This window comes from Collinsella sp. AM15-2 (genome assembly GCF_003471985.1).
GTDB lineage: Bacteria > Actinomycetota > Coriobacteriia > Coriobacteriales > Coriobacteriaceae > Collinsella.
Genome location: NZ_QRKO01000012.1, coordinates 45,500 through 63,999, shown reverse-complemented (window position 1 = coordinate 63,999; position 18,500 = coordinate 45,500). Strand labels below are relative to the sequence as shown.

At 59.8% G+C, this 18,500-nt stretch carries 19 protein-coding genes; 18 read left to right on the top strand and 1 reads right to left on the bottom strand.

Features of this window, described 5'->3' with window-relative positions:
• Positions 1-268: 268 nt before the first annotated feature.
• The 18 genes from DW171_RS06645 (at position 269) to nagA (ending at position 17,838) form a co-directional block, all read left to right on the top strand.
• Positions 269-1,075, top strand: a complete 807-nt coding sequence (locus DW171_RS06645) for a double zinc ribbon domain-containing protein (RefSeq protein ID WP_233539124.1) — start codon at positions 269-271, stop codon at positions 1,073-1,075.
• Between the two features lie 10 nt (positions 1,076-1,085).
• Positions 1,086-2,195, top strand: coding sequence for a hypothetical protein (locus DW171_RS06640; protein WP_117629900.1), 1,110 nt, complete (start codon positions 1,086-1,088; stop codon positions 2,193-2,195).
• Positions 2,196-2,945: 750 nt separating this feature from the next.
• Complete coding sequence (locus DW171_RS06635; protein ID WP_158571027.1) at positions 2,946-3,953, top strand: ABC transporter substrate-binding protein; 1,008 nt, start codon at positions 2,946-2,948, stop codon at positions 3,951-3,953.
• A gap of 317 nt (positions 3,954-4,270) precedes the next feature.
• On the top strand, positions 4,271-4,855 hold the full coding sequence (hpf, locus tag DW171_RS06630) for a ribosome hibernation-promoting factor, HPF/YfiA family (RefSeq protein ID WP_055285508.1): 585 nt from the start codon (positions 4,271-4,273) through the stop codon (positions 4,853-4,855).
• Positions 4,856-4,934: 79 nt separating this feature from the next.
• Positions 4,935-5,888, top strand: coding sequence for a DegV family protein (locus DW171_RS06625; RefSeq protein ID WP_118270770.1), 954 nt, complete (start codon positions 4,935-4,937; stop codon positions 5,886-5,888).
• A gap of 98 nt (positions 5,889-5,986) precedes the next feature.
• Positions 5,987-7,066 carry an NAD(P)-dependent oxidoreductase gene (locus DW171_RS06620; RefSeq protein ID WP_118270769.1) on the top strand — a complete coding sequence of 360 codons (1,080 nt, stop codon included), beginning with the start codon at positions 5,987-5,989 and terminating at the stop codon, positions 7,064-7,066.
• 5 nt (positions 7,067-7,071) lie between these two features.
• On the top strand, positions 7,072-7,500 hold the full coding sequence (locus DW171_RS06615; RefSeq protein WP_055310425.1) for a hypothetical protein: 429 nt from the start codon (positions 7,072-7,074) through the stop codon (positions 7,498-7,500).
• Positions 7,501-7,515: 15 nt separating this feature from the next.
• Positions 7,516-8,214 (top strand): hypothetical protein, encoded by a 699-nt coding sequence (locus DW171_RS06610; RefSeq protein ID WP_118270768.1) that lies wholly within the window; start codon positions 7,516-7,518, stop codon positions 8,212-8,214.
• Between the two features lie 6 nt (positions 8,215-8,220).
• Positions 8,221-9,306, top strand: a complete 1,086-nt coding sequence (locus DW171_RS06605; RefSeq protein ID WP_117743273.1) for an isocitrate/isopropylmalate dehydrogenase family protein — start codon at positions 8,221-8,223, stop codon at positions 9,304-9,306.
• Positions 9,307-9,432: 126 nt separating this feature from the next.
• Positions 9,433-10,515 (top strand): hypothetical protein, encoded by a 1,083-nt coding sequence (locus DW171_RS06600; protein ID WP_118270767.1) that lies wholly within the window; start codon positions 9,433-9,435, stop codon positions 10,513-10,515.
• 631 nt (positions 10,516-11,146) lie between these two features.
• Entirely contained in the window at positions 11,147-11,590 is a 444-nt protein-coding gene (locus DW171_RS06595) for a PTS sugar transporter subunit IIA (RefSeq protein ID WP_035137680.1), read from the top strand.
• Positions 11,590-11,871 (top strand): preprotein translocase subunit YajC, encoded by a 282-nt coding sequence (gene yajC, locus DW171_RS06590; RefSeq protein WP_022094612.1) that lies wholly within the window; start codon positions 11,590-11,592, stop codon positions 11,869-11,871. Before DW171_RS06595 ends, yajC begins: the two co-directional genes overlap by 1 nt.
• Positions 11,872-11,907: 36 nt before the next feature.
• The gene (gene agaV, locus DW171_RS06585) at positions 11,908-12,390 is read left to right on the top strand and encodes a PTS N-acetylgalactosamine transporter subunit IIB (RefSeq protein WP_118270766.1); all 483 of its coding nucleotides are present in this window, start codon (positions 11,908-11,910) and stop codon (positions 12,388-12,390) included.
• 90 nt (positions 12,391-12,480) lie between these two features.
• On the top strand, positions 12,481-13,281 hold the full coding sequence (locus tag DW171_RS06580; RefSeq protein WP_022094610.1) for a PTS sugar transporter subunit IIC: 801 nt from the start codon (positions 12,481-12,483) through the stop codon (positions 13,279-13,281).
• Positions 13,271-14,353: a PTS system mannose/fructose/sorbose family transporter subunit IID gene (locus DW171_RS06575; RefSeq protein ID WP_022094609.1), complete on the top strand. Its 1,083-nt coding sequence runs from the start codon at positions 13,271-13,273 to the stop codon at positions 14,351-14,353. The genes DW171_RS06580 and DW171_RS06575 overlap by 11 nt, the downstream gene beginning before the upstream one ends.
• A 184-nt stretch (positions 14,354-14,537) precedes the next feature.
• Positions 14,538-15,269, top strand: coding sequence for a GntR family transcriptional regulator (locus tag DW171_RS06570; protein WP_089572401.1), 732 nt, complete (start codon positions 14,538-14,540; stop codon positions 15,267-15,269).
• 114 nt (positions 15,270-15,383) lie between these two features.
• Positions 15,384-16,550 carry an SIS domain-containing protein gene (locus tag DW171_RS06565; protein WP_117797507.1) on the top strand — a complete coding sequence of 389 codons (1,167 nt, stop codon included), beginning with the start codon at positions 15,384-15,386 and terminating at the stop codon, positions 16,548-16,550.
• 118 nt (positions 16,551-16,668) lie between these two features.
• Positions 16,669-17,838 carry an N-acetylglucosamine-6-phosphate deacetylase gene (gene nagA, locus DW171_RS06560; RefSeq protein WP_118270765.1) on the top strand — a complete coding sequence of 390 codons (1,170 nt, stop codon included), beginning with the start codon at positions 16,669-16,671 and terminating at the stop codon, positions 17,836-17,838.
• A 75-nt stretch (positions 17,839-17,913) separates the two neighbouring features.
• On the opposite strand, the gene DW171_RS06555 is transcribed toward nagA, so the two are convergent.
• A complete protein-coding gene (locus DW171_RS06555; protein ID WP_118270764.1) occupies positions 17,914-18,498 on the bottom strand; it encodes a flavodoxin domain-containing protein in 585 nt (194 codons plus the stop codon).
• Positions 18,499-18,500 lie beyond the last annotated feature (2 nt).

Sequence of the window (18,500 nt, the reverse complement as noted above, 5' to 3'; positions counted from 1 at the left end):
CGGGGCGCGCGCGGGGGGGGAGCCGCGCGAGGATCGCGGTGGCGAGGGCTCGGCCGACCAGGGTCAAAAGCGCCGTCGCCGGCGCCGTTCCCGCAAGCCGCGCCAGGATGGTGGCGAGGGCTCGACCCCGTCTTCGTCCGCACCACAACCGCCCGCCGGCGAATAACGCCCGCGAGCGGATTTAGCCCGCCTTGCCCCGAGCGCATCGGGGTATCATAGCGCCGGATCAACAACCCTCCCTGCGACCGAATGTAGGGAGGGTTGTGTCTTGAAGAGCCATCTGAACATATTGAGCTGTCTGCAGGGTGCCGGCGCCCTACCGTTTGCGGACGAATTGCTGCCGTTTGCCGAGCGGGCGGCACGCGAGGCACTCGAGGCATTGTCGCCAACACGATGTGCCGGCTGCGAGCGCGCCGGTGCGCTTATTTGCCAAGACTGCCTGGCCGCACTCACGCTCATCGACCCACGTCATAGCTGTACCCGATGCGGCGCCCCGTTTGGGGATTTGCTGTGCACTGAGTGTTCGGTCGAGGGCACGTCCTCGGCAATGGCGGAGGCGCTCGACCGCTGCCTGGCGTGCGCCGTCTACGCGCATCCGCTGCCGCGCATCATTAAAGCGTACAAGGACGCGGGCGAGCGACGCCTGGCGCCGTATCTGGCGGAGCTGCTCTACGACACCGCCCTGCATGCCCAGGTCGTAGCGCCCGAACGCTTAGGAGGTGTGCTGTCCGGTGCGGATGCGGTGGTGTTTGTGCCTGCGACGGCGGCAGCGTTTCGGCGGCGTGGCTTTGATCATATGGAGGCCATTGCGCGCCCATTTTGCGAGCTGTCGGGTGTTCCCCTGCTCGATGCCCTCGTCAAGTACGGGCGTGGCGACCAGCGCGAACTCGGTCGTGAGGAGCGTCGCGAGCGTGCCCAAGGCATGTACGAGACGGTTGAGGACGTGCGCGGCCGCCGCCTACTGCTTATCGATGACGTTATCACCACGGGCGCGACCATGGCAGCAGCCTCGGCGGAGCTCAAGCGTGCCGGCGCTGCGGCAGTCGATGGCCTTGCTATCGCACGTGTTTGGTAGGGGTGGTTTTGTGGCAGTGAAGATTGAGCGGCGCAACGAGCCGACAGGCGAACAGCTAGCGGCTTCCGTAATCCTAACAGGTGCCTCGGCGCTACGCATGATGCGCGCCGAGCGCCGGCAGATGGGCTACATCAGCTGGAAGGACCTTAATCCCGATGAAGAGCGCCGTGTGCTGCGCACGTCGTCGCCCTCGACCGAGGATATCTATCTTCCTGACTTGGTGCGAATTGGAGCCAAAAGTGGCGAGGTGCAGGAAGATCTGTGCTTGTTGGTGGGATCTGCGGCGCAGCGCCGCCGCATGCCTGGCGTAGGCTGGTCCGTGTGTTCCGGGTTGCCCGCCGGCTCGATTCTAGAGGTGGAACCGGGGGTGTACAGCCTATCTCCCGAGGCCCTTTGTGTTGCCGTTGCGCGTGAGGTCGGCTGCATCCAGGCGTTTGCCCTGGCCCAGGAGCTGTGCTCTAAGATTTCACTGAGCGACCGCGGGAAGTATCTGCCTCCCTACACCTCGCCTGTTACGAATAAACTTGCAAAGGACAAGGACCAGCCAGCAGACGTGGGCTACTTTGAAGTCGAGCCGGTGCTGATGCCCGATCGTCTGGCAGATTACCTTGCGGCATGCAAGGGGAATGTGGCCAAACAGCTGCTGCGTCTGTGTCCCTATCTTTCGGAAAACCTGCTCTCGCCCATGGAGTGCATCATGCTCGCCCTGTTTTCGCTTCCGTTTTCCTATGGCGGGTTTGCCTGCGGACCTTTTAAGACCGACTACAAGATCGAGTTCGATGACCGTGCGCAGGCAATCTCGGGGATGCCTCATGCAGTTTGCGATGCGTATCAAGAGGCAGCCCGGTTTGACCTGGAATACAACGGTGAGCTGGGCCATTCCTCTCGGAGGGGACGTATCCATGATGAAAAGCGCAACACGGGCTTGATTACTATGGGAATCGAGGTCGCGACGGTCAACAACGAAATGCTCTGTGACATGGAAGCGATGGAAGCGCTCGCATGGCGCATGCACCAGCGTATGCGAAAGCGGTACCGGAATCGTGTCGATGCCCGCAGGAAGAAGCAAGAGGCGTTGCTTAACACGCTGCGGGCGTGTTTTGGGCTTAAGCCGGTCTAATTCACGTCGAAAATAGGGGGTTAATCATATGCCCTGGCCAAAATATGGCAAATATGAGTACTGTCACTAAATCAGTAACAGCAAAATCAAGGAATTTAGGACTCGGAGGCGTCATAAAGTATGAAGATAATAAACAAATGTAGAATAACTAAGCATCAGGTTGGCGACACTGAGCGCAAAATCTGTCCGAGAGGCTAAAACTGCCTGTTACTAAATTGGTGGCAGTACTCATATTTGCCATATTTTGACCAGGGCACCCTAAGAAGGGCGCCCCGGAGCTCCCCGTAGGGGAGCTCCGGGCTTCATAGGGGCACGAATAGCCCACTCCGACCTGCAAAATCTGTGCGCACGATGCGAATGACGCCCTTAACCTTAAACTTTAGCTTGAACTTAGCTATAATGCGCTACGTTCCTGCCAGGCTGTGGTTGCGGACGGACGAAATGCCCGTCCTAGTCCAAGACAGACGCGGTCAAAGGGATCCACGTAAGCGACCGCGTGCGCGCGGCGCGATCATGGCGCGTCCTAGATGTAAGCCGCACCGTCCGTTCTACTTTCTTTGGGGCAATACCGCCTCGCGGGCGAGCGGGCCAGTCGTGAAGGTGGCTGCGGCCTCCCGAGCAAACACCCCGGTGCGCAAGTGTGGGGTCAAATACCAGGTCAGCTGGTGGGAACAACCCGATATTCCGCGCAACGCACGGATCGTATACGACACAGAAGGCAGGGTAGTGGACATGGTGAGGGGCAGCTTGATGCACGCGGCTCGGTTAGGTGCTGGGACCGCAGCGGTCATTGCCGTTTTGGGCCTGAGCGGATGCGCGTTCAACCCGCTGTCTACGTTCACGACTCCCACGATCGACCAGATCGAGTACGAGACCGTCACGCCGGCGGTGTCGGACGATGCCCTGGTCACTCCCGGAACCCTGACGGTTGCCCTCGATACTTCCGATGCGCCGCAGGCAATGCAGGGCGCCGACGGCGAGCTCACGGGGTATGCGGTTGACGCCGCCCGTGCCCTCGCAAGCCGCATGGGCCTTAAGGTCGCCTTTGTCGATGCGTCTTCGGCAGGTTCCGCGCTCGGCGACAAAAAGGCCGATATCTTTATCGGCGAGATCAACTCCACGGACGGGGACGTTAGCTCGCTCGGCACCTGCCTGTACGATGCCGCTTCCGTGTTCGGTAAAACCAGCGATGGTGGGTCGCTAAGCGTTTCCACCGATACCCTTAACACGTCTACTCTGGGTGTCCAGATGTCCTCGGCCTCGCAGGAGGCGCTTGCTAAGCAGAGCATCACCGCCAACCAAAAGACCTACTCCAACATCAACGAGTGCTTTGAGGCGCTCGAGTCCGGCGAGGTCGACTATGTGATCTGCGACTCCACAGCCGGCGGCTATCTTGCACGCCTGATGAGCGAGGTCTCCTATGTCGGTGCGCTCGAGGCGCCCTCGACGCTTGGTGTTGCGGGCCTCTCGTCCAATGACGAACTGTGCCGTGCCGTGAGCGATGCCCTCGACGGTATTACGGCCGACGGCACGCTCGAGGCGGTCCACTGCGTCTGGTACGGCACGATGCCCTACGACCTCACCACTAAGACGGTTTCGGGCGCTAACGTGCAGCCGGGCGACTCTGAGTCCAGTGAGACCACGTCTTCCGGCAGCGAGTCCTCCGATTCCAACAATGAGACCGCATCCTCCGAGGACAAATCGTCCAGCCAGGAAGGCACCATCACCGACGACGACATTAACAAGCTTAATAGCTAGTTATTGCTAGGGGTGGTGTCTTCTATACGTTGGAAAGGACACCTCTTCACGGTTTCAACACGCACCGCCGGACTTCCCCAATAGGGGAGCCCGGCTTTTTCATCTCTATAAAACCAGCAGTTCAAAGCCAATTTTCGGGACCAAATACAAAGTCGCCGGCTCCCTCCTATAGCGCACTTTGCCACAGAAAAGTGCGAGACTTCGGTATGCGGTATCAAGCAATCGTTATTCGGGTCTTTGGGAATCCGCGTGATTAAATGCACGGCAATGGGTACATAGCCAGTACAGTAAGTCCCCGAGGCAGATTGGAGCCACGTATGGATATCAAGGTTTCTGGACGCAAGACGACGGTAACCGATGCTCTGCGTGCGCATGTGGATGAGAAGATCGGCGAGGCGCTCAAGGTTTTCGATATCGAGCCCATGACGGTCGACGTTGTACTTCGCTATGAGAAGAACCCCTCGAACCCCAACCCGGCAATCGTCGAGGTTACGGTTCGCGCCCGCGGTTCGGTGATTCGCGTTGCCGAGCACGGTGCAGATATGTACGCCGCCATCGACCTCTCCGCCGATAAGGTCACCCGCCAGCTGCGCAAGTTCAAGACCAAGGTCGTGGACAACCGCCAGGGTGGTGCCAGCGCAGCGGATGTTGCACCGGTCGAGCGTGTCGAGGATCTGGCCGACCTGCTGCTGCCCGAGGAGGACGACGACCTGCTCGTCCGCGAGAAGGTCATCGATGTCACCCCGATGACTGAGGAGCAGGCGCTGGTGCAGACCGATCTGCTGGGCCACGACTTCTACGTGTTCGAGAACGCGACGACTGGCCTCATCAATGTGGTGTATCACCGTAAGAATGGTGGATATGGCATCATCAAGCCCCGCATCGAAACACTTGACGAGTAAAATACGTTAACTTGCATGAGTTAACGGTTGGCGGCCATCCCATGCGGGTGGCCGCCTTTTTACGTAAGGAGTCGCTTTGATGGACAAGGCCGCATCCGCCGGTCATTCGGACCGTTGCCGCATCGTCGTCGATACCTGCTGCGACTTTAGCCCCGAGGTCGCTGCGAACCTCGATGTCGATATCTTGGGCTTCCCCTTTATCATCGATGGCGAGGAGCGCACGGACGATATTTGGTCGAGCATCAGCCCTAAGGAGTTCTACGACCGCATGCGCGCCGGCGCTCGCGTGTCTACCTCTGCCGTGTCGCTCGGTCGCTATATCGAGTTCTTTACCGAGTGCGCCAAAGAGGGTACGCCCACGGTCTACCTGTGCTTTACCTCGGCGCTGTCGTCGAGCTACAACTCCGCGTGCCAGGCGGCGGGTGCCGTGCGCGCCGAGTATCCCAACTTTGAGCTGTACGTGGTCGACAACGCTCTGCCCTGTGCGACCGGCGAGCTTTTGGCGCTTGAGGCCGTGCGCCAGCGTTCGGCGGGACTGACCGCCAAGCAGCTGGTCGACTGGGCAAACGAGGCCAAGACCTATGTCCACGGTTACTTTACGCTCGAGAGCTTTGACGCGCTGGCTGCCGGCGGCCGCATTCCGCCCGCGGCGGCACAGCTCACGGCAAAGCTCGATGTCAAGCCCGAGCTGTCCTACGACCTGGCCGGCTCGCTGTCGCTGATCGGCGTCAACCGCGGTCGCAAGAAGGCGCTCAAGTCCATTCTCAAGTCGTTCCGCGAGAACTATGTGCCCGATCGCACCATGCCCATCGCCATTATGACGGCCGATGCCGAAAAGGACGGCGACTGGCTCGAAGCCGCCATCCGTAAGGAGGAGGGCTGCGCCGACGTCACGATCATTCGCAGCTCCGTGGGTCCCACCATCGGCTCGCACGTGGGCCCCGGCATGGTGGCCTGCGCGTTTTGGGGCAAGAACCGCGCCGACAAGGCGTCGCTTTCCGACCGCATCGCCCGCCGCGTGCGCGGTCAGTAGGCAAGTAACGCGGCCGTAATCGATCCCAACTCACAGCCCAAACGCTGGCACCGAGTATTCAACCTGGTAACAACACCCAACCCAAAAGGAAAGGTTTCATGGCAAACAAGCTCTCCGTCGCATTTATCGGCACCGGAATCATGGGTGCCCCCATCGCCGGCCACATCCTGGATGCCGGCTATCCCGTCTCGGTCAACAACCGCACCAAGTCCAAGGCCGCAGCGCTCGTTGAGCGCGGCGCCGTCTGGGCCGATACGCCGGCCGATGCCGCGGCGAACGCCGATGTCGTCTTTACCATGGTGGGCTATCCCTCCGAGGTCGAGGAGCTCTACCTGGCGGGCGACGGCCTGCTCGCGTGCACCAAGCCCGGCGCGGTGCTGATCGACCTCACCACGAGCTCCCCCGAGCTGGCGCGCGACATTGCCGAGGCCGCCCAGGTTTCCGGCCGCATGGCGTTTGACTGCCCCGTCACCGGCGGCGAGTCGGGCGCCATCGCCGGCACGCTCACGGCTATCGTGGGCGCCACCGAGAACGACATCGCGCCGGTCCGCGATATCCTTGCCACCTTTGCGGCCAACATCTGCTGCTTCGATGGCGCCGGCAAGGGCCAGGCTGCCAAGCTCGCCAACCAGGTGTCGCTGGGCGCCTGCATGGTCGGCATGGCCGACGCCATGGCATTTGCCGAGCTGAGCGGCCTTGACCTGGAGAAGACCCGCCAGATGATCCTGGGCGGCACCGGCAAGTCCGGCGCCATGGAGAGCCTGGCCCCCAAGGCGCTCGACGGCGACTACAAGCCCGGCTTTATGGTCGAGCACTTCATTAAGGACCTGCGTCTGGCGCTCGCCTACGCCGATGACCGCGAGCTCGCGCTGCCCGGCGCCGACGTGGCCTTTACGCTCTACGACATGCTCGACGCTATCGGTGGCGCCAAGCTGGGCACCCAGGCCATCACGGTCCTCTATAAGGAGGAGGCCGACGCCATCGCCGCCGGTCTGGACTGGTCGCAGTATCGCCCCGAGGAGCACGGTGCCCACGAGGACGGCTGCGGTTGCGGCGAGCACGGCGACGAGCATGAGTGCGGTTGCGGCCACCATCACGGCGAGGACCACGAGTGCTGCGGCGGCCACGGCCATGATGACGGCCACGAGTGCTGCTGCGGCCACCATCACGAGGAGTAGCGCCCATGAGCTGGACGTTCGTGGTGCTTGCGCTGGTGCTCTTTCTCTTTGCGATCTACATCGGCTTTTTGTGCGGCCAGTGGGCGTGCGAAAAGCGCGTCATCACCAAGCGCGACTACTGGATTGCCAACTTTGCGGGAGCGGCGGCAGTCGTCCTGCTGACCTGGGTGTTCTCGCTGTTCCCCCTGGTGCAGTTTGCGCCGATCGGCTGGCTCGGCGGCTTTATCGCCGGTCTTAAGATGAGCTTTGGCGAGTCCGTCGGTCCGTGGCGCAAGCACGACGAGGTCTTTAACGTCAACAAGGCCCATCGCGCCGCCGCCGACGCGGGCGACGCCGAGGAGCGCCGCCGCGCGCGTCGTAATGGCGCTGCCGACCGACAGCTCATCTCGGTCACCGATGACAGCAAGGGTGCTGGCAAGCACGCTAAGAAATAGTAAGAAGAGGTAACTATGGCAGAAAACAAAGACGAACAGCTCACCGACGAGGAGCTGGCACAGCTTCAGCTGGCAGAGGAGAACGAGAACGCCGTCGACCGCCTGGTCCAGGAGCTCGGCTGCCCCACGCGCCGCATCCGCCAGTTTGCCGCCCGCGTGCTGCACCTGCTTGCCGAGCGCGATCCGCAGCGCGTCGTGCCCTGCGTGCCCGCGCTGATCGAGGCGCTCGATCGCCCCGAGGCGCAGACCCGCTGGGAGGCCCTCGATGCCTTGGCGGCACTCGCCACCACCTGCCCCGAGCAGCTGGGCGATGCCTTTGAGGGCGCCGAGACCGCGCTGTTCGACGAGATCTCCTCCACGCTGCGCTATGCCGCCTTCCGCCTGCTGTGCGTGTGGGGTGCCACGAGTGTCGAGCGTTCGCGCGAGGCCTGGCCCATCCTGGACGAGGCCATCCAGTGCTACCACGGCGACCTTGAGTATCGCGACATGCTCGGTTGCCTGTACGAGTTTTGCCAGGGCGAGATCGACGCCGAGGTCGCAGAGAAGCTTGCGCTGCGCCTTAAGTTCGACGCCGAGAACGGCAAGGGCAGCTATCTCAAGGCCCGTTCGAGCGAGATTTGCGAAATGCTTGTTAAACGTTTTGGCCTGGATCTCTCCAAAAAGAAGAAGCGTGCTAGCGTTAAAAAATCTGACGACGCCGAAGACGAGGAGTAACAGATTATGGCGCACGATGTAGTCCTGATTCCCGGTGACGGTATCGGTCCCGAGATTACGCAGGCAATGCGCCGCGTGGTCGAGGCCACCGGCGTCCAGATCAACTGGAACGTCCAGGAGGCCGGCGCCGGCGTCATGGACGAGTTTGGCACGCCGCTGCCCCAGCACGTGCTCGACGCGGTCGCCGAGACCAAGGTTGCCATCAAGGGCCCCATCACTACGCCGGTCGGCACGGGCTTCCGCAGCGTTAACGTGGCCCTGCGCAAGCACTTTGACCTGTATGCCTGCGTGCGTCCCTGTCTGTCGCAGCCGGGCGACGGCTCGCGCTTCCGCGACGTTGACCTGGTCATCGTGCGCGAGAACACCGAGGACCTCTACGCCGGCATCGAGTTCGACGAGGGCGCAGCCGAGGTCGAGGAGCTCTCACAGCTCGTCGAGCGCTCGGGTCAGAAGACCTTTGCCGCCGATTCCGCCATCTCGATCAAGCCCATCTCTATCGCCAAGAGCCGCCGTATTGTGGAGTACGCCTTTGAGTACGCCCGCCGCTGCGGCCGCAAAAAGGTGACGGCCGTGCACAAGGCCAATATCATGAAGGCGACCGACGGCCTGTTCCTGCGCGTTGCGCGCGAGGTAGCCGCCAACTATCCCGACATTGAGTTCAACGACAAGATCGTCGACGCCACCTGCATGGGCCTGGTCCAGAACCCCAACGACTTCGATGTCCTGGTGCTGCCAAACCTGTACGGCGACATTGTGAGCGACCTGTGCGCCGGCCTGGTGGGCGGCCTGGGTATGGCCCCCGGCTCCAACATCGGTGCCGACTGCGCCATCTTTGAGGCGACGCACGGCTCTGCGCCTGATATCGCGGGGCAGGATATTGCCAACCCCACGGCCGAGATTCTCTCTGCTGCGATGATGCTCGATCACCTGGGTGAGAACGACGCGGCCAACCGCATTCGCGCCGCCGTCTCTGCCACGCTCGACGAGGGCGAACAGGTTACCGGTGACGTGCGTCGTGCCCAGACCGGTTCCGTTGAGGGCGCCGTGGGCACGCAGGCCTTCGCCGATGCCGTTATCGCGCACCTGGTCTAAGGCATGCAGGCTGCAAACGCCTAAATAGTACTTAAGTGTTTGCGTATAACCTAAGAATCAATACGCCCGGCGCTCCGTCGGGCGTATTCTATTGGGGACTATGTTTCCTAACAAGGAGTAACCGATATGGGTTTGATTCAAAAGAAGGACGAGAAGGACGAGATCGACGGCATCCAGATCATCGAGCGCGGCGAAGGCCCCGACGGTGACGAGGCCGAGAAGATCGACCTGGTCGCCGGTACATCTGCCGAGCACATTGCCGCTGGTACGACGGCCGAGGAGGAGGACGCTCGACTGGAGGCTCAGATTGCCGCGGACGCCGCTGATGAGAACCTCATGCCCGAGGAACAGGACGAGGACGACTCCGACGAAGACGACCATGCATCCAAGCACAAGAAGACGATGATCGCCGCCTTCGTGGTTGCAGTCGTGATCGCTGCGGTGGTCGGCTTCTTTATTGGCAATGGCGGCTTTGGCGGCAAGGGTGTCGGTTCGTCGACCCTGACCGAGGACCAGCTCGATTCGACCGTGGCAAGCTATAGCTACAACGGCAAGAAGAGCGACATCACCGCGCGCGAGGCCATCGAGAGCCAGTACAGCCTCGATACCGTCAAGGATAGCGATGGCAACTACACCGCTCCTTCTGCCGACGTCATCCTGTCCTATGTGCGCAACAAGATCCTGCTCGACGCTGCCGAGGACGAGGGCATTACCGTCTCTTCTAAGGAGATGAAGAAGTACGCCGAGGATTCCATCGGCACCTCCGACTACAAGACCATGGCAAAACAGTACGGCGTGTCCAAGGACCAGGCCAAGCAGATCGTCCGCCAGTCCGCGACGCTGCAGAAGCTCTACAAGAAGAAGGTCGGCGATAGCTCCGCAAGCATGCCGACCGCCCCGACCGAGCCTGCTGACGGCAACGAGGAGACCGCGAGCAAGGACTACGCCGACTACATCATTAACCTTGCCGGCGACGAGTGGGATAGCGAGAAGGGCACCTGGAAGGACGCCGATAGCACCTATGCCAAGGCCTTCGCTGACGATGCCTTTACGGCCGATAGCGCTACCTATAAGCAGGCCATGACCGCCTATTACACCGCCTACCAGCAGTATTCCTCGCAGGCCTCAAGCGCTAGCTCCAAGTGGACCGAGTATGCTAACGGCCTCTACGCCAAGGCCAACATCAGCATCTACGGCCTGTTTGCGTAAGGTTTGCCTGCACTACTGCGCGCTAGCCGATCTGCCTGATTTAGCCCGCTAGAACGGACAACGTTCTAGCGGGCTTTTTGCTGCCGAAACCACTGGGGTAGGCCTCGCGCCCGCGCAAGCGCTCCATCGCGCTTCCCTAATTCATCTGGGAAAACAACTGCAAACGATTGCAAGTAACCGGTGAGCGGTCGAAAACTACCGTTCACCGATAATCTCAAAACTGGTTCTAACTGGTATTAAGTCAAAAAGACCAATTCACATATCTTCACAATGACCTGCAATTTTTCTACACGCTATTTTTAGCCGCCCTGCGTTGTTTAGACACAGGAAAAGATCCGATCTTTTGCCAAAACATTTCGAAACGGTTTCAAAACCGCAGGTAGAAGTGTTAACGACCGGTAAACGGTCGATTTATCACCGTGAGCGGTGCAAAAACGTTTTACCGTATGAATCAACGAAAGCGACCTCTTTTGGGGTGATATAGTGACAACAACACGTCACGTGGTTACTACCAGTTTAGAAACCACTGGTCTTCAAAGAAGGCTTTCTAAGAAGCTTTAAGGGCGAGCGCCCGCTGGCTTCCGAAAATCATCGGACTCAGATTGTACACACCTTCGGAAGGGAAATTTGAATGGTTGGCTTTATTCTTACCGGTCATGGACAGTTCGCACCCGGCCTTGCAAGCGCTATCGCTATGGTTGCCGGCGACCAGCCTGCTTTTACCGTCGTTCCTTTTGAGGGCGACCAGGCCGCATCCTACGGTGAGGATCTCCGCGCCGCTATTACCGCCATGCGCGAGGAGTGCGATGGCGTGCTCGTCTTTACCGACCTGCTTGGCGGCACCCCGTTCAACCAGTCGATGATGATTGCCCAGGATGTCGACAACGTCGAGGTTCTGACTGGCACCAACCTTCCCATGGTTATTGAGCTTCTGTTCCTCCGCGGCAATGCCACGCTCGCCGAGCTTGGCGAGCAGGCCGTGACCGTTGGCCAGACGGGCGTCACCGCCCAGACGGTCGCATCCGTTGCCGGCTCCGAGGAAGAGGATATCTTCGGCGACGAGGACGGCATCTAATGGCCGATTTCGGAGCCAACGTCCTGAGCTCCTCGGTCGCCCTTTTAGGCCTGCTTGTCATCATGGGCTTGATTTACACCATCTGGTCGCAAATCAACATGAAGAAGAAGCAGAAGTACTTCAAGGAGCTGCACACCGAGCTAAAGCCGGGTCAAGAGGTTCTTTTCGCCGGCGGTATCTACGGAACCGTCAAAGGCATCGAAGGCGAGAAGGTCCAGATCAAAGTCCGATCCGGGGCCGTCGTAGATGTTTCGCGTTACGCGATTCAGGAGATCAAGTAACTGTCGTCAGCAAATAACGAAAGGAAGCTGATCAACATGGCAGAACCCAACATTCTTCTTACCCGCATCGATAACCGACTGGTTCATGGTCAGGTTGCCACCCAGTGGAACTCCACCCTGGGCTCCAACCTCATCCTCGTCGCCAACGACGACGTGGCGTCCAACACCATGCGCCAGAACCTCATGAAGATGGCCGCTCCCGCCGGCGTCGCTACGCGTTTCTTCTCTCTGCAGAAGACCATCGACGTCATTGGCAAGGCGAGCCCGCGCCAGAAGATCTTCATCGTGGCCGAAACACCGGAAGACGTGCTTACGCTCGTCAACGGCGGTGTGCCTATAAAGAAGGTAAACATCGGCAACATGCACATGTCGGAAGGAAAGCGCCAAGTCGCCACCTCCGTCGCAGTTAACGACGAGGATGTCGCTGCGTTTAAAGAGCTGCAGGAATTGGGGGTGGAGTTGGAGATCAGGCGCGTTCCGAGCACGCCTGTTGAGGACACGAGCAAGCTCTTCTCGTAATCCTCGTGATCCACGTTGTCAGGAGTGAAACCCTGACGTTCTGTACGTGATATCCAAAGTGCGTACATTCATTTTGAAAGGAGGAGCAAGATGGAATACTCGATCATCCAGATCGCTCTGGTCTTCGTCGTCACGTTCATCGCGGCAATCGACCAGTTTGACTTCCTCGAGTCTCTCTATCAGCCCATCGTCACCGGCGCCGTCATCGGTCTTATCCTTGGCGACCTCAACACCGGTCTTCTCGTGGGTGGTACTTATCAGCTCATGACGATCGGCAACATGCCGATCGGAGGCGCTCAGCCGCCTAACGCCGTCATTGGCGGCATCATGGCAGCCATTCTCGCTATCGCTACGGGTCTCGAGCCCAACGCGGCAGTCGGCCTTGCCATTCCGTTCGCTCTGCTTGGTCAGCTCGGCGTTACCCTGGTCTTCACGCTTATGTCCCCGCTTATGTCCACGGCCGATAACATGGCTCATAACGCGGACACCAAGGGCATCGAGCGCCTGAACTACTTCGCCATGGCTCTGCTCGGCCTGATCTTCGCTGTCGTCGTCACCCTGTTCTTCATCGCTGGCGCTACCATTGGTCAGACCATCGCTTCCGCCATCCCGACTTGGCTGCAGACCGGTCTGTCCGCTGCAGGCGGCATGATGCGCTTCGTCGGCTTCGCCGTCCTGCTCAAGGTTATGATGAACCGCGATATGTGGGGCTTCTTCCTCATGGGCTTTGGCCTCGCGCTCATCACCGTTGCCAACGATTCTCTGGCAACCCCTGCTCTGCTCATCCTCGCTCTCATCGGCTTCGGCATCGCTTTCTGGGACTTCCAGCAGCAGACCGAGCTGAAGGGTGCAGCTGTTTCTGACGGAGGTGACTTCGAAGATGGCATCTAATGAGTATGTAATCCCGGAGCACTACGAGGATCTCACTCCTGCTCCGCAGCTCGACCAGAAGACCCTCAACAAGATGGCTTGGCGCTCCTGCTTCCTGCAGGCCTCGTTCAACTACGAGCGTATGCAGGCCGCTGGCTGGCTCTACTCCATCATCCCCGGTCTGGAGAAGATCCACACCAACAAGAACGACCTCGCGGCTTCCATGAGCCACAACCTGGAGTTCTTCAACACCCACCCGTTCCTCGTCACCTTTGTTATGGGTATCGTGCTTTCGCTCGAGCAGAACAAGGTTGACATCCCCACGATCCGCGCCGTCCGCGTCGCCGCAATGGGCCCGCTCGGTGGTATCGGTGACGCCCTGTTCTGGCTGACGCTCGTGCCTATCACGGCCGGCATCACCTCCAACATGGCCATCAACGGCAACGCCGCTGCGCCGATCATCTTCCTGGTGATCTTCAACGTCGTCCAGTTCGCTCTGCGCTTCTGGCTCATGAACTGGTCCTACAAGCTTGGCACCAGCGCTATTGACGCTCTGACTGCCAACATGCAGGCCTTCACGCGTGCCGCTTCCATCATGGGCGTCTTCGTCGTCGGTTGCCTGGTCGTCACCATGGGTGGCACCCAGATCAACCTCCAGATCCCCAACGGCACCACCCGTGGCCTCTCCGCTACTACCGTGATCGTCTCCGAGAAGGAGGCCGAGAACTTCACCGGTATGGAGGGCATCGATACCGAGACCGCTGAGGCCGGTACCATCGCCATGACCGATGAGGACGGCAACGCCCTCACCGCTTCCGATGCCGACGGCAACGCTGTCGAGTGCGGCGTCACCGATCTGGGCAACGGCATGGAGTCCGTTACCTACGGCACCGTCACCGAGGATCCGGTCAACTTCTCCGTTGCCGACACCCTCAACACCATCGTCCCGAAGCTCGTCCCGCTTATGCTTACGCTGCTGCTTTACTACATGTTCGCTAAGCACAGCTGGACCCCGACCAAGGGCATTCTGCTGCTCTTCGTCCTGGGCATCCTGGGCGCTGGTCCGCTTGGTCTCTGGCCGAGCATCTGGTAAGGCTCTAGCTTGAGGGGTGTGTCCCTGCGCGGCTCACACCCCGACCCCTTAAGCCATGTGTATGTTAAAAGCCGCGTGCTCGAAAGAGCGCGCGGCTTTTGTTTTCTTGATGATTCGGGTGTGGCAGACAGATAATGCTAAACACCCAAGGTAGTAGCCTAGTTTGAGCAAAAGGGGGGATAGGATGGCGATCGGAGCGCGCAAGCAACCGCTGTACGATCAGCTGGTCGATATTCTGACCGAAAAGATTGACCATGAATATCGCGCCGGTGACATGATTCCTTCCGAGCGCGAACTTTCGGAGCGCTATGGTCTCTCGCGCACTACGGTACGCCTGGCTCTGCAGGAACTGGAGCGTTTAGGACTGGTGGTTCGGCAGCACGGTCGCGGTACCTTTGTGACCGACCGTTCGGCAAAGGCAACCAATCTTATGCAGTCCTACAGCTTTACCGAGCAGATGCGCGCGATGGGTCGCGACCCCGAGACCACGATTCTCGATTTTTGCGAGATGGAGGCCGATAAGAATCTGGCCGAGCATATGGGATTACGTATCGGTGATCGCATTTTTAAGCTCAAGCGCCTTCGTTCTGCCGACAACATGCCCATGATGGTCGAACGTAGCTATCTACCGGTTCGTCAATTTCTGTCCCTAAAGCGACCGCTGCTGGAGCGTAAGCCGCTTTACGATGTGATTGAGCAAGACTTTCAGCAAAAGATACGCGTGGCTGAAGAGGAGTTCTATGCGAGCATAGCCCGTCCCACCGACGCCCACCTTTTGGGAATTGTCGAGGGCTCGCCTGTGCTCGATTTGGTCAGGACTACGTATAACGAGTCAAACGAGGTTGTGGAGTATACACTCTCGGTTGCTCGTGCCGATCAGTTTAAATACAAGGTTTACCACCAGCGTAGCAACTAGTGTCCGCATCGTTTCCATATGGTGATTCTTTGCATTTAACTGGTTACTACCAGATAACCAACCGAAGTGTATAATTGCACGTCAGAGGATTACTTCTAGAGAGAGGTATTAGAAATGTTCGAGAAGAGTGTCGAGGAGCTCACCGAGCTCGGCGCCCAGATCACCACGGCCGAGATTGCTCAGCAGCCCGAGCTTTGGCGTGATACGCTCAACATCTATCGCGAGAACAAGGAGGCCATCGAGGCCTTCCTGGCCGAGGCTCGCGCTATGGGCGAGGGCCGTCTGTCCGTTGTCTTCACCGGTGCCGGTACGTCCGACTACGTTGGCGATACCTGCGCCCCGTACCTGCGTCACGCTGGCAACACTGATCTCTACGACTTTAAGCCCATCGCCACGACCGATATCGTGAGCGCCCCGCGCGACTTCCTGCGCGCCGAGGATCCCACGCTCGTGGTTTCCTTTGCCCGCTCTGGCAACAGCCCCGAGAGCCTTGCCGCCGTCGCCGTTGCCAAGGAGCTCGTCCACAACGTCAAGTTCCTCAACATCACCTGCGCTCCCGAGGGCAAGCTCGCTGTCGAGTCCGCTGATGACCCCAATGCGCTGACGCTGCTCATCCCGCGCGCCAACGACAAGGGCTTCGCCATGACCGGTTCCTATACCTGCATGACCCTGCTCTCTACCCTCATCTTTGACGAGGCTTCCGACGAGCAGAAGGCCGAGTGGGTCGAGACCATCGCCAAGATGGGCGAGGAGGTCATCGCTCGCGAGTCCGAGGTTGCCGATTACCTGGCTGGCGACTTCAACCGCGTGACCTACTTGGGTTCCGGCTCCTTCGGTGGCCTTGCCCAGGAGAGCCAGCTCAAGATCCTCGAGCTCGCTCACGGTCTGGTCGCTACTTCCTACGACACCTCTATGGGTTATCGTCACGGACCCAAGTCCTTCGTCGACGACAAGACCCTCGTGTTCGTGTTCGTCAACAACGATGCCTACACCCGTCAGTACGATATCGACATCCTCAACGAGATCGGTGGCGACGAGATCGCTCAGCACACCGTTGCCGTTCAGCAGGATGGCGCTACCGTCTACGAGGGCGAGTCCTTCACCTTTAAGGGCTATGAGGCACTCCCCGAGGGCTACCTTGCCCTGCCGTTCGTGATGTTTGCCCAGGCCATCAGCCTGCTCAACTCCGTGCGCGTGGGCAACACGCCCGATACGCCGAGCCCCACCGGCACGGTCAACCGCGTGGTTAAGGGCGTGACGATTCACCCCTTCACCGCTTAATCGCGTCCCCCCTGTAAGGGCGCCCGTCCGCTCATAACGGCGGGCGGGCGCTTTTTGTTTTACCTGAGCTGGGTATAAGCATCACCACAGTCAACTGCTTTAGAAGCAAGGAGTGCATATGAGCACGTACGCAATTAAGGCTGACAAGTTCTTCTTGCCGGCAGGCCCGCAACTGGGCGGCTATCTTATGGTCGAGGATGGCGTCTTTGGCGCCTGGCAGGCCGACGAGCCCTCTTGCGAGATTAAGGACTACACTGGATCGTGGATCGCACCGGGTATGGTCGATACTCACATCCATGGCTTCTACAACCACTCAACTACCGATAACGACCCCGAGGGTATCGATATCAGCTCGACTGAGCTCGCCCGTCGCGGTACCACCAGCTGGCTACCCACGACGTTCACCGATGGCGTCGAGCAGATCAAGGACGCCTGCGCCGCCATCGCTCAGGCGGACGAGGGTCGCGGCCCCGACTTCTGCGGTGCTCGCATTCAGGGCATCTACCTGGAGGGCCCCTTCTTTACCATGAAGCACGTGGGCGCGCAGAACCCCGCTTATCTTATCGATCCCTCCGAGGAGGTCTTTGATCAGTGGCAGGAGGCTGCGGGCGGTCGCATCGTTAAGAGCGCCATGGCGGCCGAGCGCGACGGCGCCGCTGCTTATGCGGCTGCTCTGAACGCCAAGGGTGTGGTGACCAGCATCGGTCACTCCGACGCCACCTACGATGAGTGCATCGCCGTCATCAACGCCGGTGCCAGCTGCTTTACGCATACCTATAACGGCCAGCGCGGGCTGCATCACCGTGAGCCCGGTGTCGTGGGTGCTGCTATGTCCACGTCCGAGACCTACGCCGAGATCATCTGTGACGGCAAGCACGTAAACCCTGCCGCCATCAAGGCGCTGCTGCAGGCCAAGGGCTGGCAGCACACGGTACTCATCACCGACTGCCTGGGCTGCGGCGGCATGCCCGAGGGCAGCTACACCAGCGGCGGCATGGACGTCATCATGAAGGACAACCTGTGCTGGCTCGCCGATGGCAAGAGCATTGCCGGTTCGGTGCTCACGCTTGCCCAGGGCGTCAAGAACATCGTCGACTGGGGCATCGCCAGCGCCGATATCGCCATTCGCATGGCAACCGAGGTGCCGGCACGCTCCGCGCACATCGAGGATAAGTGCGGCAGCATCATGCCGGGTCGCGACGCCGACTTTGTCGTGTTCGACCATGAGCTCACCCTCGTCGAGACGTATGTTGGCGGCCAGAGCGTCGGCAACGCCTTTACCGAGTAACGAAAGAAAAAGACGGCGGGCCCGAATCTGCTCGGACCCGCCGTACGGGTTAAACGCTCAAAAGCACCTTTACAGTTACAGCTTGCTAGCGATTTTCTTTGCCGTACGCTTAACGCCGGCCACCAGGCCTCCTGCAGGATGCTCCTTCTCGTATGCTAGGCGCTTCTCGCGCTTGGCGTACTCTTCGACGATGATGTCTCCATACTCGTCTTCGATCTTGTCGAAGAAGTCGACGGCACCCTTAATTTCCTCAGCGGTCGGGTGCCCCTTTTGGACACCGCCGGTGAGTTTGAACGGCCCCCACGTATCAAAGCCGGGGCAGCCGTAGACACCCATAAAGATGGCCTGCCTCATGCGGCAGATGCCATCGATATCCTTGCCGTACCACTTGTTTTTGCCACCGTAGGTCATAAGGCCAAACACCTTGTCCTGCGGCTGCAACACGTTAGTGAGCACGCGTGCCATGTCCTTGTCGATCTCGGAGTAATAGATGCCCGTGGCGACACCAATCAGATGGTATTCGTGCAGGTTGGGATACTCGTTTTTGCCGAGCGCCTTGACGTCGAGGGTATCGATTTCGGGGTGCGCCTCGACGATGGCGTCCACGAGCTTTTTCGTATTGCCGTGGTGGCGTGAGGCATAAAGAATGATGGTTCGCATAA

Bases quoted from the DNA above. Each gene is read 5' to 3' on its own strand.
- DW171_RS06565 (WP_117797507.1), top strand. From the start codon at position 15,384: ATGTTCGAGAAGAGTGTCGAGGAGCTCACCGAGCTCGGCGCCCAGATC.
- hpf (WP_055285508.1), top strand. From the start codon at position 4,271: ATGGATATCAAGGTTTCTGGACGCAAGACGACGGTAACCGATGCTCTG.
- DW171_RS06570 (WP_089572401.1), top strand. From the start codon at position 14,538: ATGGCGATCGGAGCGCGCAAGCAACCGCTGTACGATCAGCTGGTCGAT.
- yajC (WP_022094612.1), top strand. From the start codon at position 11,590: ATGGCCGATTTCGGAGCCAACGTCCTGAGCTCCTCGGTCGCCCTTTTA.
- DW171_RS06610 (WP_118270768.1), top strand. From the start codon at position 7,516: ATGGCAGAAAACAAAGACGAACAGCTCACCGACGAGGAGCTGGCACAG.
- DW171_RS06580 (WP_022094610.1), top strand. From the start codon at position 12,481: ATGGAATACTCGATCATCCAGATCGCTCTGGTCTTCGTCGTCACGTTC.
- DW171_RS06625 (WP_118270770.1), top strand. From the start codon at position 4,935: ATGGACAAGGCCGCATCCGCCGGTCATTCGGACCGTTGCCGCATCGTC.
- DW171_RS06555 (WP_118270764.1), bottom strand. From the start codon at position 18,498: ATGCGAACCATCATTCTTTATGCCTCACGCCACCACGGCAATACGAAA.
- nagA (WP_118270765.1), top strand. From the start codon at position 16,669: ATGAGCACGTACGCAATTAAGGCTGACAAGTTCTTCTTGCCGGCAGGC.
- DW171_RS06595 (WP_035137680.1), top strand. From the start codon at position 11,147: ATGGTTGGCTTTATTCTTACCGGTCATGGACAGTTCGCACCCGGCCTT.
- DW171_RS06600 (WP_118270767.1), top strand. From the start codon at position 9,433: ATGGGTTTGATTCAAAAGAAGGACGAGAAGGACGAGATCGACGGCATC.
- DW171_RS06615 (WP_055310425.1), top strand. From the start codon at position 7,072: ATGAGCTGGACGTTCGTGGTGCTTGCGCTGGTGCTCTTTCTCTTTGCG.
- DW171_RS06635 (WP_158571027.1), top strand. From the start codon at position 2,946: ATGCACGCGGCTCGGTTAGGTGCTGGGACCGCAGCGGTCATTGCCGTT.
- DW171_RS06605 (WP_117743273.1), top strand. From the start codon at position 8,221: ATGGCGCACGATGTAGTCCTGATTCCCGGTGACGGTATCGGTCCCGAG.
- agaV (WP_118270766.1), top strand. From the start codon at position 11,908: ATGGCAGAACCCAACATTCTTCTTACCCGCATCGATAACCGACTGGTT.
- DW171_RS06575 (WP_022094609.1), top strand. From the start codon at position 13,271: ATGGCATCTAATGAGTATGTAATCCCGGAGCACTACGAGGATCTCACT.
- DW171_RS06620 (WP_118270769.1), top strand. From the start codon at position 5,987: ATGGCAAACAAGCTCTCCGTCGCATTTATCGGCACCGGAATCATGGGT.